A 14316-nucleotide genomic window follows, 5' to 3' on the forward strand; every position below is an offset into this window, starting at 1 on the left:
TGTATTGATTAACAGGCAGGTGCCCCTGTGATCAGTGCGAATTCGAGTACTTACTCGTCTTCCAGCTCGATGTTGATACCCAGAGAACGGATTTCTTTCAACAGTACGTTGAAGGATTCCGGCATGCCTGGTTCCATACGATGATCGCCATCTACGATGTTTTTATACATCTTAGTACGGCCATTCACGTCATCGGACTTAACAGTCAGCATTTCCTGCAGGGTATATGCGGCACCATATGCTTCCAGTGCCCACACTTCCATCTCACCGAAGCGCTGACCACCGAACTGAGCTTTACCACCCAGCGGCTGCTGAGTAACAAGGCTGTAAGAACCGGTAGAACGCGCGTGCATCTTATCGTCAACAAGGTGGTTCAGTTTCAGCATGTACATGTAGCCGACGGTAACCTGACGCTCGAATTGCTCGCCGGTACGGCCGTCAAACAGTGTGATCTGACCAGAGGTTGGGATTCCGCCCATTTCAAGCAGTTGCTTGATCTCTGTCTCTTTCGCACCGTCGAAGACTGGTGTCGCGATTGGCATACCTTTTTTCAGGTTCTCAGCCAGACGCAATACTTCGTCATCGGTAAAGGTGGTCAGATCCACTTTCTGACGTACGTCGTCGCCCAGATCATAGGCACGCTGGATGAACTCGCGCAGCTTAGAAACTTCTTCCTGTTTCTTCAGCATGGCATTGATTTTTTCACCAATACCTTTCGCGGCCATACCCAGGTGGGTTTCCAAAATCTGACCAATGTTCATACGTGATGGAACGCCCAGCGGGTTCAGTACGATATCAACAGGAGTCCCGTTTTCATCGTAAGGCATATCTTCGATCGGGTTGATCTTGGAGATAACACCTTTGTTACCGTGGCGGCCTGCCATTTTGTCACCAGGCTGGATTTGACGTTTAACGGCCAAATACACTTTAACGATTTTCAGCACACCTGGTGCCAGATCATCGCCCTGAGTGATTTTACGACGCTTAGCTTCGAGTTTTTTCTCAAACTCGGATTTCAGTTCGTCGTACTGTTCAGCAAGCTGTTCCAACTGATTCTGTTTGTCTTCGTCAGTCAGTGACAGTTCTAACCAACGATCGCGAGGCAATTTGCCCAGCTTGTCAGCTTCAACACCGCCAGCAACCAGCGCAGACTGGATACGTGCAAACAGACCGGCTTCCAGGATCTGCAGTTCTTCAGTCAGGTCTTTCTTCGCCTGCTTCAGCTGCATCTCTTCGATTTCCAACGCACGCTTGTCTTTTTCCACGCCATCGCGGGTGAAGACTTGCACGTCGATAACCGTACCGGACACGCCGTTTGGTACACGCAGAGAAGAGTCTTTAACGTCAGACGCTTTCTCACCGAAGATCGCACGCAGCAGTTTCTCTTCCGGCGTCAGCTGGGTTTCGCCTTTAGGCGTTACCTTACCCACCAGAATGTCACCACCGGTCACTTCAGCACCGATATAAACGATACCGGATTCATCCAGTTTGGAGAGCGCAGCTTCACCCACGTTAGGGATGTCAGCGGTGATCTCTTCAGGCCCTAACTTGGTGTCACGGGACACACATGCCAGTTCCTGGATATGGATGGTCGTGAAGCGGTCTTCCTGCACAACACGTTCGGAGACCAAGATGGAGTCTTCGAAGTTGTAACCGTTCCAAGGCATGAACGCGACACGCATGTTCTGACCCAGAGCCAGTTCGCCAAGATCTGTAGACGGACCATCTGCCAGCACGTCGCCGCGCTCGATTGGCTCGCCCAGATTCACACACGGCATCTGGTTGATGCAGGTGTTCTGGTTAGAACGGGTGTATTTGGTCAGGTTATAAATGTCGATACCTGCTTCGCCCGGGTACATCTCTTCTTCGTTAACACGAATAACGATACGGGATGCATCCACGTACTGAACAATACCGCCACGTTTGGCTACGGCAGTAACACCGGAGTCAACTGCTACAGCACGTTCCATACCAGTACCTACCAGCGGCTTATCAGCGCGCAGAGTCGGAACTGCCTGACGTTGCATGTTCGCACCCATCAATGCACGGTTGGCGTCATCGTGTTCCAGGAATGGAATCAATGAAGCACCAACGGATACAACCTGTTGGGTGGAAACGTCCATGTAGTCAACCTGATCGCGGCTGAAGAGGCTTGATTCGCCTTTGCTACGACAAGTGACTAGGTCTTCAATGAAGCGCCCTTCTTCGTCCAGGTTGGAGTTCGCCTGAGCGATTACGAAGTTGCCTTCTTCAATGGCAGACAGATAGTTGATTTCATCAGTCACCAGACCATCACGCACGCGACGGTAAGGGGTTTCCAGGAAACCGTACTCATTGGTCTGTGCATAGACAGACAAGGAGTTGATCAGACCGATGTTTGGACCTTCTGGCGTTTCGATTGGACATACGCGGCCGTAGTGAGTCGGGTGTACGTCTCGAACTTCAAAGCCAGCACGTTCACGGGTCAAACCGCCCGGGCCCAATGCAGAGATACGACGCTTGTGCGTGATCTCGGACAACGGGTTGTTCTGGTCCATAAATTGTGACAGCTGGCTTGAGCCGAAGAATTCTTTCACCGCAGCCGAAATCGGCTTAGCGTTGATCATATCCTGAGGCATCAGTGTGTCGAGGTCGCCCAGAGACAGACGCTCTTTAACAGCACGCTCAACACGAACCAGACCAACACGGAATTGGTTTTCAGCCATTTCGCCGACGGAACGAATACGACGGTTGCCCAAGTGGTCGATATCATCCACTTCGCCCTGGCCGTTACGAATGCCGATCAGCTTTTTCATTACCTGAATGATGTCGTCTTTGCTCAGGATACCTGAACCTTCGATTTCATCACGCAACAGAGAACGGTTGAACTTCATACGACCTACAGCAGACAGGTCGTAACGATCTTCAGAGAAGAACAGGTTCTCAAACAGGCTTTCCGCCGCTTCACGCGTTGGTGGCTCACCAGGACGCATCATTCGGTAGATCTCAACCAGTGCGCTCAGGCGATCGCTGGTTGGGTCGACGCGAATGGTCTCGGACATGTACGCGCCATGATCGAGGTCGTTGGTGAACAGCGTTTCAATGGTTTTGTGACCGGACTGGCTCAGTTTAGCAAGCAGGTCCAGAGACAATTCCATGTTAGCCGGGACGATCAGCTCACCGGTATTGGTGTCGATGTAGTCTTTAGAGACCACTTTCCCTGCGATGTATTCAACAGGAACTTCGATGCGCTGAATTTCGTCTTTTTCAAGCTGACGAATATGACGGGCAGTGATGCGGCGGCCTTTTTCTACATAGACTTTGCCGTCAGCTTCGATATCAAAGGAAGCTGTTTCACCACGCAGGCGCTCAGGTACCAGTTCCATCTGCAACTTGTTGTCGCGGATCTGGTAAGTCACCTTGTCAAAGAACAGGTCAAGGATCTGTTCAGTCGTGTAATTTAATGCACGCAGAATGATGGTCGCAGGCAATTTACGGCGACGGTCAATACGTACAAACAGGTTGTCTTTCGGATCAAACTCGAAATCTAACCATGAACCGCGGTAAGGGATGATACGTGCGTTATAAAGCACTTTACCCGATGAGTGGGTTTTACCCTTATCGCTGTCGAAGAATACGCCCGGACTACGGTGCAGCTGAGATACGATAACCCTCTCAGTACCGTTAATCACGAAGGTACCATTTTCGGTCATGAGCGGAATTTCGCCCATATAGACTTCTTGTTCCTTGATGTCTTTGACCGTACCTTCTGGTGCTTCACGTTCGTAGATTACCAGGCGCAGTTTTACGCGCAGTGGCGCGGAGAACGTCACACCACGGATCTGGCATTCTTTAACGTCGAATACAGGCTCACCAAGACGGTAGCTAACGTATTGCAGCTCAGAGTTACCGCTGTAGCTCTTGATAGGGAATACAGAACGGAATGCAGCTTCCAGACCGTACTGGCCTTCCGGATCTTGCTCGATAAACTTCTGGAACGAGTCAAGCTGGATAGAAAGGAGATATGGAATGTCCAAAACTTGTGGACGTTTACCAAAATCCTTACGAATGCGTTTTTTCTCGGTATAGGAGTAAACCATAGGGTTCCTCAGCTCGCTGATCAGTGACCCAATCTTGTCTGCCCTGAGAAGGACAGTTCATGCAACACCGTTTATGTCGACCGGAAAGCAGAAACGCTTCCCGCAATATCTGTTTTCTACCACTCTTAAATCATTTCGTTGTGCGTTATCTGTAGATGAGCTACAGCAAGAGGCAACAATATATTAAGGCGTCTATAGAAAGAGATATTAGAGTAGTTCAGTGCTCAAACAGTGTGAAACACCACTGACACTCTATAGCGCAAAAAGGCTGGTGACTAAAAAGTCACCAGCCATCAGCCTGTTAGGACAGGCTGCACTCCGGGAAGTTAAACTTACTTAACTTCAACAGAAGCACCAGCTTCTTCCAGAGATTTTTTCAGAGCTTCAGCGTCGTCTTTGCTGATGCCTTCTTTCAGAGCTGCTGGAGCAGACTCAACCAGGTCTTTCGCTTCTTTCAGACCCAGGCCAGTCGCGGTGCGAACAGCTTTGATAACTGCAACTTTGTTCGCGCCAACAGCGGCCAGAACAACGTCGAACTCAGTTTTTTCTTCAACAGCTTCAGCAGCAGCAGCAGGACCTGCAACAGCAGCAGCAGCAGAAACGCCGAATTTTTCTTCCATAGCGGAGATCAGTTCAACGATTTCCATTACAGACAGAGCTGCAACGCCTTCAATGATTTGTTCTTTAGTGATTGACATTTCAAGTGTTCCTAGAATTCAGAAATAGTTTATACGTAAGCAAATGAACGAGATAAAAAAGGCTGATTAAGCAGCTTCTTTCTGATCGCGTACAGCAGCCAGAGTGCGAACCAATTTGCCTGCAGAGGCTTCTTTCATGGTTGCCATCAGGCGTGCGATTGCTTCTTCGTAAGTAGGCAGAGTTGCCAAGCGGTCAATTTGAGCCGCAGAGATAAACTCACCTTCAAAGGCCGCAGCTTTAACCTCAAATTTTGCATTCGCTTTAGCGAAATCTTTGAACAAACGGGCAGCAGCGCCTGGGTGTTCAGTAGAGAATGCAATCAAGGTTGGACCGACAAACGTGTCTTTCAGGCACTCAAACTGAGTACCTTCCACGACGCGACGCATCAAGGTGTTGCGAACAACACGCATGTAAACGCCAGCTTCACGACCTGCTTTACGCAGTTCAGTCATTTTATCTACAGTTACGCCACGAGAATCCGCAACAACCGCAGACAGCGCGCCTTTGGCTACTTCGATGACTTCAGCAACAATCGCTTGTTTGTCTTGAAGATTTAATGCCATTAGCTTTTTGCTCCTGGATTTAGCCGGGGAACCCCCCCGGAACTCACATCACTTGTCATCGAGAATCGATAATAAGCGTTCAAACACGGTGAGCAGAGAATCCAGCAAAGACAAATCTTAATTCTTTATAAAAAAGACAAAGAAATATTTTCTTCAGGCTCTGTCACCGTCTACGCAGGAAGGATTAAGCCCCTTTCAGGGCACCTGCGGTCTTGGACGGAGGTCTGGATAGGCCAGACTCCAACCGAAAAATCTTGGTTTCGCATTAACGAAACAACGGGCCATAGATTCTAGACAAATCTATCGCCCGCGTAAAGCGATAAACGTCAGCAGTTAATTAGCTAACTGTTGCGCTCAGGCCGCTTTGATCAACAGAAAGACCCGCACCCATGGTAGTGGACAGGCTTACTTTCTTGATGAAAACGCCTTTAGCCTGGGAAGGCTTCGCTTTTTTCAGAGCGACCAACAGAGCTTCCAGGTTTTCTTTCAGCTTGTCGGATTCGAAATCAACCTTACCGATAGTGGTATGGATGATGCCGTTTTTGTCGTTACGGTAACGAACCTGGCCTGCTTTAGCGTTCTTAACCGCTTCAGCAACGTTAGGTGTTACAGTACCAACTTTCGGGTTAGGCATCAGACCACGTGGGCCCAGAACCTGACCTAATTGGCCAACAACGCGCATTGCATCTGGAGATGCGATAACAACGTCGAAGTTCATTTCGCCTTTTTTGATCAGGTCAGCCAGATCTTCCATACCTACCAGTTCAGCGCCTGCAGCTTTAGCAGCTTCAGCGTTTGCACCTTGGGTGAAGACGGCAACGCGAACAGAACGACCGGTGCCGTGTGGCAGTACGGTTGCGCCGCGAACGTTTTGATCTGATTTACGAGCGTCGATGCCGAGGTTAACAGCAACGTCAACGCTTTCTACGAATTTAGCAGTGGCCAGCTCTTTGAGCAGAGCAACGGCTTCGGTGATGTCATACTGTTTAGTAGCATCAACTTTGTCACGGATCACGCGCATGCGCTTGGTCAGCTTAGCCATTTATTAATCCTCCACTACCAGGCCCATGGAACGAGCAGTACCTTCGATGGAGCGAGTCATCGCTTCAACGTCAGAACCAGTCATGTCCGCAGCTTTGGTTTCTGCGATTTCACGAACCTGAGCACTCGTTACTTTACCCACTTTGTCTTTGTTCGGCTTGCCGGAACCAGACTTGATACCAGCCGCTTTCTTCAGCAGTACTGCTGCAGGAGGGGTTTTGGTAACAAAGGTGAAAGAACGGTCAGAATAAACAGTAATAACAACAGGAATTGGCAGGCCTTTTTCCATGCTATCAGTCTTAGCATTGAACGCCTTACAGAATTCCATGATGTTCACGCCTTGTTGACCCAGAGCTGGACCAACTGGCGGACTTGGGTTTGCCATACCAGCTGCAACTTGCAGCTTAACGTAGGCTTGTACTTTCTTGGCCATGGTAAATATCCTCGTTTGGGTGATATCGCCTGTTTGAAGAGGCTCCCCGTTATTTACAGTACTTTGTTCTTTATAATTTATGTGCTGAGACTGCACATAAAAACAAAAGGCGCGAAATTATAGTTCAATTTCGCGCCTTGTACAACATCTGTTCTAGTGAATGTTTAGAACGTTGTTGTTAGCCTTTTTCAACCTGACCGAAGTCCAGTTCAACCGGTGTTGCACGGCCAAAAATGGAAACAGACACTTTCAGGCGGCTTTTCTCGTAATCAACTTCTTCGACCACACCATTGAAGTCCGCAAACGGACCGTCATTAACACGTACCAGTTCACCTGGTTCGAACAACGTTTTAGGACGTGGTTTATCACCCACTTGTTGCAGGCGATTCATGATCGCATCAACTTCTTTATCGCTGATTGGTGCAGGACGATCTGACGTTCCGCCAATGAAGCCCATAACACGAGGAACGCTGCGAACTAAGTGCCAGCTGGCGTCATTCATCACCATCTGTACCAGCACATAACCTGGGAAGAATTTACGTTCGCTTTTACGGCGCAGGCCACCACGAATCTCAACCACTTCTTCGGTTGGAACCATGACTTCACCAAACAGTTCTTCCATGTCATGTAATTTGATGTGCTCACGCAGCGATTGTGCTACGCGGCCTTCAAAGCCAGAAAACGCCTGAACGACGTACCAACGTTTTTTAGGTGCTTCAGACATTAGAACCTCAAGCCAGTAATGAAAGATACCAGGCGGACTAAAATACCATCCAGCCCCCACAGAATCAGTGACATAACGGCAGTTACCGCAGCAACGATCAGTGTGGTATGCAATGTTTCCTGGCGCGTTGGCCAAATGACTTTACGTACTTCAGTACGCGCTTCACGAGCAAACGCGACCGTCGCTTTGCCTTTAGTGGTCAGTAAAGCCACTGCGCCTGCAATTGCGATAATAACAACTACGGCTAACGCGCGTAACGGCAGGCTGTATGCACGGTAATAATAGTTACCGACAATAGCTACAACCAACAAAACGGCAACAATCAGCCACTTTACCGCTTCCAGGCCGCGCCCGCTCCCTTGAGCCTCGGTATTCGCACTCATAAACCAACCCGTCACAATGATTCAGAACAAACAACTTTGCCTCGCATTGCGAGGCAAACCAAACCGATCGATGCTCTACTTGAGCGCAATTCGGTGTTTTACGCTATATCTCAGAGCCTATCTCACCAGTGATTATGACGTATAAATCGCTGATGAGATAGGTTCTAGCGCCACAGCGTAGAAAAAAGGGCATCAAATGATGCCCTTTTAGTGTGTATTACGTCAACGAATAGTGACAAAAAACTATCAGCGATTAAGCGATAACTTTAGCAACAACACCAGCACCTACAGTACGGCCGCCTTCACGGATTGCGAAACGCAGACCGTCATCCATCGCGATTGGGTGGATCAGGGTAACAACCATGTTCACGTTGTCACCAGGCATAACCATCTCAACGCCTTCTGGCAGTTCGATAGTACCGGTCACGTCAGTTGTACGGAAGTAGAACTGTGGACGGTAACCTTTGAAGAATGGAGTATGACGACCACCTTCATCTTTGCTCAGGATGTACACTTCGGAATCAAACTTGGTGTGTGGTTTGATTGAACCTGGTTTAGCCAGAACCTGACCACGTTCGATATCTTCACGTTTGATACCACGCAGCAGAACACCAACGTTCTCACCAGCACGGCCTTCGTCCAGCAGTTTGCGGAACATTTCAACGCCCGTACAAGTAGACTTAACAGTGTCCTTGATACCGACGATTTCAACTTCTTCGCCCACTTTAACGATACCGCGCTCTACACGACCGGTAACAACTGTACCACGGCCGGAGATGGAGAATACGTCTTCGATTGGCAGCAGGAATGGCTTATCGATAGCACGCTCTGGCAATGGAATGTAGCTGTCCAGTGCTTCTGCCAGTTCGATGATTTTCGCTTCCCAAGTGACATCGCCTTCCAGTGCTTTCAGCGCTGAACCTTTGATGACCGGGATGTCGTCGCCTGGGAATTCGTAAGCAGACAGAAGTTCACGAACTTCCATTTCTACCAGTTCCAGCAGCTCTTCGTCATCTACCATGTCGCATTTGTTCATGAACACGATCATGTATGGAACGCCAACCTGGCGACCCAGCAGGATGTGCTCACGAGTCTGAGGCATAGGGCCGTCAGTTGCAGCAACAACCAGGATAGCGCCGTCCATCTGTGCAGCACCGGTGATCATGTTTTTCACGTAGTCGGCGTGCCCTGGGCAGTCAACGTGCGCGTAGTGACGAGTCGGGGTGTCATATTCAACGTGAGAAGTGTTGATGGTGATACCACGAGCTTTTTCTTCTGGTGCGTTATCGATCTGGTCGAATGCGCGTGCAGAACCGCCGTAGGTTTTAGCCAGAACGGTAGTGATTGCTGCAGTCAGGGTAGTTTTACCGTGGTCAACATGGCCGATAGTACCAACGTTAACGTGCGGTTTGTTACGTTCAAATTTTTCTTTAGACATCGATTGTCCCTCTAAGACACGGTTAAATCGGTGGTATCACCACATCAACCAAGCATTTGCTTGACGAATTAGTTTACAGAAAGAAAATCAGGAGGGAGAATTTGGAAGTGGTGCTGATAGGCAGATTCGAACTGCCGACCTCACCCTTACCAAGGGTGCGCTCTACCAACTGAGCTATATCAGCACATACTTGGAGCGGGCAGTGGGAATCGAACCCACATCATCAGCTTGGAAGGCTGAGGTAATAGCCATTATACGATGCCCGCATCCTGGAACTCGGCTACCTGATTGTTCTGAAGAACTTGAAGACGGGGAAAAGGACGTGAGACACTTAATTCCTCACCTTCACCTGAAGCGACTCTTTCACTTCAAGCTGCCTCATTACTAAGGCTTATATGGTGGTGGGGGAAGGATTCGAACCTTCGAAGTCGATGACGGCAGATTTACAGTCTGCTCCCTTTGGCCGCTCGGGAACCCCACCTAATTGTTAAGTACTTGAATGGTGCCGGCACCAAGAGTCGAACTCGGGACCTACTGATTACAAGTCAGTTGCTCTACCAACTGAGCTATGCCGGCATCAAGTGCTGCGCATTCTATGGAGACTTTACGGGGTATGCAACAAAAAAATTGCATGTTTTGCACTATCGCTCATGTTTTATTCAAAAAGTAAGCTTTTTCCCTTTTTCCGCTGTTTAAGGGGTGAAAATATATCCAAAAGTGCGACTTCTTCATACCTGTCTGAGCAAGATATGAACCACTTTCCTACACTTCATTAATGAAATAAATCCTTCGCAGAGCTTAACCGTCTCATTTATGCACTGAAAATGTGCTTTTGCCTCACAAATGAACATCAAAAGGCATTTCTTTATCAGTTACACCTGATTTCAAGGCCATTTATATTGGCGCAGTTCTTGCACTCTTCATTGCGTACGCACTGTTTTGTTATTTTAAGGAGTGCAGCTATGAAAATTGTCATGCTCAACGCCGCAACATTGCCTGTTTATAGAGATGAACTGGCACAACTTCTCATCGAAGCCAACAGTACAGGCGCTTGCGTGGGGTTCCCGCACGTCACCGGACAAAGAGAGGCGGAAGACTCTTTTCATGATTTACGCCCTGCACTAACTCAAAATGAGCGACTGCTTTGGATCGCCAGAGATGAACAAGGTGTCATTGGGACCGTTCAGCTCGATCTGGCCCATTCTCCGGATTTACCTCATCAGGCCGAAGTGAGTACTTTGCTGGTCTGTGCCCGTGCGAGACGACGCGGCGTCGGTCGTCTGTTAATGCGTGCACTGGAAAATACCGCACAGAACCTGCGTTGCTCCGTTCTGTCTTCAGATATGCAGTCAGGTTCGGACGCCGAAGCTTTCTATCGGGCTCAGGGTTATCGCTGTGCGACACTCAGGCAAGACTCAGCCCGTTACAGCAGAAAAAATGAAGTAGTCTATTACAAACAACTACCGCCCTTCACCTGCGCCTCTCACCCCCTCTTTTAGTCTGTGAAAGTGCGGTGAGTATTTCATCGCACTTTCACAGACTTTCCTCACTTGCATAAGTTTCTCAAAAATTTTTAAACTCAATCAAAGAAATCGATAAGTTATAAGAAAAAGATCTCCCTCAAAAATTAAGGTGTCTATAATATGCTGCTGGTTTACTGTCTGGAGTTGGCGTGATCGCCTTTCCTGACCTGCGCTAACAGGCAGACTTTAACTTATGAAAAAAAGAGACCCATCTTTGGCAACTCCTTATCTGCAGTTTGATCGTACGCAGTGGGCAGCCTTACGTGATTCAGTACCACTCACGCTCAAAGAGGCTGAAGTGGTGAACCTGAAAGGCATAAACGAGGATTTATCCCTCGAGGAAGTCGCGCAGATCTATCTGCCACTTTCACGCCTTCTCAATTTTTACATCAGTTCCAACCTGCGCCGACAAGCCGTGCTTGAGCAGTTCCTCGGTACAGATGGACAGAAAATTCCTTATATCATTGGAATTGCTGGGAGTGTAGCGGTAGGTAAAAGTACGACAGCCCGCGTCCTCCAGGCATTATTAAGCCGTTGGCCAGAGCATCGCTCAGTAGAGCTGATCACCACAGATGGTTTCCTCTATCCCAATAAGACGCTCCAGGAGCGTGGGATCATGAAGAAAAAAGGATTCCCTCAATCTTACGATATGCACCAGCTGGTGAATTTCGTTTCAGAGGTTAAGTCAGGGGCACGACATGTTACCGCGCCAGTCTATTCACATCTGATCTACGATGTGATACCTGATGGCAATAAAGTTATTGAGCAGCCAGATATTTTGATCCTTGAAGGGCTTAATGTCTTACAAAGTGGCATGGATTATCCTCATGATCCACATCGTGTATTTGTTTCCGACTTTGTCGATTTCTCTATATACGTTGACGCACCTGAAAATTTATTGCAGAGCTGGTATATCAATCGTTTCTTGAAATTCCGCCAAGGCGCTTTCTCAGACCCAGATTCTTATTTCCACCATTATGCAAAATTGCCAGAAGAAGAAGCTGTGAATATTGCGACACAGTTATGGAATGAGATTAATGGTTTGAATTTAAAGGAGAACATTCTCCCAACCCGTGAAAGAGCCAGCCTAATCTTGACGAAAAGTGCTAATCACGCTGTTGAAAGTGTTCGGCTGAGAAAATAAATTTACTGTCGTTAACGAATAAAGGAGAGCCTGATACTCTCCTTTATTTTAGTCAGATACCGCGCAGTGAAATCTCACCGCCAATATAAGGTTTAACTACCGCATCCTGTTCAAGCAACAAAGCACCCTGCGGATCAATCCCGCGCTCGATACCATGAATTTCCTGGTCACCGATGAGTAACTTAACCTGACGATCAAGGAAATTATCTAAACCACGCCAGCGGGGAATAAAAGGTGCTAATCCTTCCTGTTCGAAATGTAATAATGCTGACCTTAACTCTTTCAGCAGCATTGCTGTGAGTTCATTGCGGTCAATATTAACACCCGCCTCCTGCAAATTTATCCATCCCTGAGTGATGGCGTCAGAAGCCGGTTCACGCATTTTGAGGTTAATGCCCGCGCCGATAACCAACTGTGCCGCATCGCCGGTTTTACCTGTCAGTTCAACCAGTATCCCAGCCAGCTTACGGTCATTAAGATAAAGATCATTTGGCCATTTCACCCGTACATCTTTAGCTCCAAGGCGCTGAAGCACCTCAGCCATGACAATCCCGATAACCAGGCTTAGCCCCATTGCGGCGGCAGGCCCTTGTTCCAGCTTCCAGTACATAGAAAGATAAAGATTACTGCCAAACGGTGAGAACCATTTTCGCCCGCGACGTCCCCGGCCGGCCTGCTGATATTCCGCAACACATGCGTCGCCAGAGCTTAATTCACCAATTCGGTCTAAAAGATACTGATTGGTTGAATCAATAACGGACAGAACTCTGACCTGACCCGCCGGAAGCAGCTTGAGGATTTTCTCCTCGTCGAGCAGTTGGATAGGATATGGCAGGCTATAACCTTTACCCGGCACTGTAAATATATCAACGCCCCAGTCACGTACCGTCTGGATGTGTTTATTAATTGCTGCACGGCTCATGCCAATGACTGTACCTAACTGCTCACCGGAATGAAATTCACCATCAGCCAAAATGGAGATCAGTTGCAGAGGAACGGTAATATCTTTCATGACAGCGCATCCACGGCGTCCACTTCACCCTTCGCGGCGATAAAACGAACCTCTGGTTCAAGCCAGATACTAAATTTCTCTGCAACAACATCACGTACATATTTAGCCAATGCACGTACATCAGCGCTGCTCGCATGATCTTTATTAATCAGTACTAACGCCTGTTTATCGTGAACTGCTGCGCCGCCAACGGTAAAACCTTTCAAACCAGCCTGTTCAATCAACCATCCGGCAGCAAGTTTAATTTGCCCATTAGCTTGTGGATAAGACGGCATAGAAGGATATTCGTTGCTGATTTTCTCTGCCACAGAAGCGTCAACAGCAGGGTTCTTGTAGAAACTCCCCGCATTGCCGGTAATGGCGGGGTCAGGTAATTTGCTCTGCCGCATCGCGCAAACTAAATCAAAGATCTGACGGGGGCTAACAGTCTCAGGATCTAAGCGAGTCAGCTCCCCATAACTCAATTTCGGCTGCCATTGTTTTCTCAGCTTCAGGCCTACGGCAATAATGGCATACCCTTCTTTATAGGAATGTTTAAATATACTCTCGCGATAACCAAACTGGCATTCGTCGGATTGCACGCGGATGACCTTTTCGCTCTGCAAATCCAAAACATCCACATAACCACAGATACTCTGCAGTTCGACACCATATGCACCTATGTTTTGAATAGGAGCAGAACCTACGCATCCGGGAATTAAAGCAAGATTCTCCAGACCTGGAATATCATGCTCTAATGCATAACAAACCAATTGATGCCAATTCTCACCAGCCCCCACATGCAGCAACCATTCCTCTGCATTTTCATCCAGCTCAATACCTTTGATCCGGTTCAGCACTACTGACCCTGCAAAATTCTCCAGGAAAAGAACATTACTTCCTTCGCCTAAAAGTAAAAAAGGCTGCTCCTTTTCCTTCGCTGATTTCCATGCTGCTATGAGTTGTTCAGTGTTCTGGACATGCGTGATTTCAGCAGCATAAGCCGCCAGAGAAAAAGTATTCAGGGATTGAAGAGAAGTGTCGCCAATCGACATAGCAATATTACTCATGAGTGACTTATTTGTGCTTAGTTTAACCGATCCGATATCCTGATACACAGAGTTTTATAAGTTGGGGTGGGCCTCAAGACCAATAAACAAAGTCCATGCAGAGCTAAATTTCCCATAGCAAAAAGCCCCGTACTTTCGTACGGGGCTTTCCACTTATTTGATGCCTGGCAGTTCCCTACTCTCGCATGGGGAGACCCCACACTACCATCGGCGCTACGGCGTTTCACT

The 14316-nt window shown here is 48.2% G+C and carries 12 protein-coding genes and 4 tRNA genes; 2 read left to right on the forward strand and 14 right to left on the reverse strand.

Features of this window, described 5'->3' with window-relative positions; translation table 11 throughout:
- Window positions 1-50: 50 nt before the first annotated feature.
- From rpoB to GW591_RS23965, 12 genes are all read right to left on the reverse strand, one after another.
- Window positions 51-4079, reverse strand: a complete 4029-nt coding sequence (gene rpoB / locus GW591_RS23910) for a DNA-directed RNA polymerase subunit beta (RefSeq protein ID WP_013577409.1) — start codon at window positions 4077-4079, stop codon at window positions 51-53.
- Window positions 4080-4411: 332 nt separating this feature from the next.
- A complete protein-coding gene (gene rplL / locus GW591_RS23915; protein WP_013577410.1) occupies window positions 4412-4777 on the reverse strand; it encodes a 50S ribosomal protein L7/L12 in 366 nt (121 codons plus the stop codon).
- Between the two features lie 66 nt (window positions 4778-4843).
- A complete protein-coding gene (rplJ, locus tag GW591_RS23920) occupies window positions 4844-5341 on the reverse strand; it encodes a 50S ribosomal protein L10 (protein ID WP_013577411.1) in 498 nt (165 codons plus the stop codon).
- A gap of 337 nt (window positions 5342-5678) precedes the next feature.
- Window positions 5679-6383: a 50S ribosomal protein L1 gene (gene rplA, locus GW591_RS23925; RefSeq protein ID WP_013577412.1), complete on the reverse strand. Its 705-nt coding sequence runs from the start codon at window positions 6381-6383 to the stop codon at window positions 5679-5681.
- 3 nt (window positions 6384-6386) lie between these two features.
- Window positions 6387-6815, reverse strand: coding sequence for a 50S ribosomal protein L11 (gene rplK / locus GW591_RS23930; protein WP_013577413.1), 429 nt, complete (start codon window positions 6813-6815; stop codon window positions 6387-6389).
- Between the two features lie 178 nt (window positions 6816-6993).
- On the reverse strand, window positions 6994-7539 hold the full coding sequence (nusG, locus tag GW591_RS23935) for a transcription termination/antitermination protein NusG (RefSeq protein WP_013577414.1): 546 nt from the start codon (window positions 7537-7539) through the stop codon (window positions 6994-6996).
- Window positions 7539-7922, reverse strand: a complete 384-nt coding sequence (secE, locus tag GW591_RS23940) for a preprotein translocase subunit SecE (protein WP_013577415.1) — start codon at window positions 7920-7922, stop codon at window positions 7539-7541. Before secE ends, nusG begins: the two co-directional genes overlap by 1 nt.
- A 253-nt stretch (window positions 7923-8175) precedes the next feature.
- Complete coding sequence (tuf, locus tag GW591_RS23945) at window positions 8176-9360, reverse strand: elongation factor Tu (RefSeq protein WP_166861449.1); 1185 nt, start codon at window positions 9358-9360, stop codon at window positions 8176-8178.
- Between the two features lie 108 nt (window positions 9361-9468).
- A tRNA-Thr gene (locus GW591_RS23950) sits at window positions 9469-9544 on the reverse strand.
- A gap of 7 nt (window positions 9545-9551) precedes the next feature.
- Window positions 9552-9626 (reverse strand) — tRNA-Gly (locus tag GW591_RS23955).
- A 130-nt stretch (window positions 9627-9756) separates the two neighbouring features.
- Window positions 9757-9841: transfer RNA gene (locus tag GW591_RS23960), tRNA-Tyr, on the reverse strand.
- A 19-nt stretch (window positions 9842-9860) separates the two neighbouring features.
- Window positions 9861-9936, reverse strand: a tRNA-Thr gene (locus GW591_RS23965).
- A 386-nt stretch (window positions 9937-10322) separates the two neighbouring features.
- On the opposite strand from GW591_RS23965, the gene GW591_RS23970 reads away from it, so the two are divergent.
- Entirely contained in the window at window positions 10323-10859 is a 537-nt protein-coding gene (locus GW591_RS23970) for a GNAT family N-acetyltransferase (RefSeq protein WP_013577416.1), read from the forward strand.
- A gap of 217 nt (window positions 10860-11076) precedes the next feature.
- Window positions 11077-12027 carry a type I pantothenate kinase gene (gene coaA / locus GW591_RS23975; RefSeq protein WP_013577417.1) on the forward strand — a complete coding sequence of 317 codons (951 nt, stop codon included), beginning with the start codon at window positions 11077-11079 and terminating at the stop codon, window positions 12025-12027.
- Between the two features lie 52 nt (window positions 12028-12079).
- Here the strand turns inward: coaA and birA are convergent, their stop codons facing one another.
- On the reverse strand, window positions 12080-13039 hold the full coding sequence (birA, locus tag GW591_RS23980; RefSeq protein ID WP_013577418.1) for a bifunctional biotin--[acetyl-CoA-carboxylase] ligase/biotin operon repressor BirA: 960 nt from the start codon (window positions 13037-13039) through the stop codon (window positions 12080-12082).
- Window positions 13036-14073 carry a UDP-N-acetylmuramate dehydrogenase gene (gene murB / locus GW591_RS23985; RefSeq protein ID WP_037035801.1) on the reverse strand — a complete coding sequence of 346 codons (1038 nt, stop codon included), beginning with the start codon at window positions 14071-14073 and terminating at the stop codon, window positions 13036-13038. The genes birA and murB overlap by 4 nt, the downstream gene beginning before the upstream one ends.
- Window positions 14074-14316: the final 243 nt, after the last annotated feature.

Source organism: Rahnella aceris, assembly GCF_011684115.1.
Taxonomy (GTDB): domain Bacteria; phylum Pseudomonadota; class Gammaproteobacteria; order Enterobacterales; family Enterobacteriaceae; genus Rahnella; species Rahnella aceris.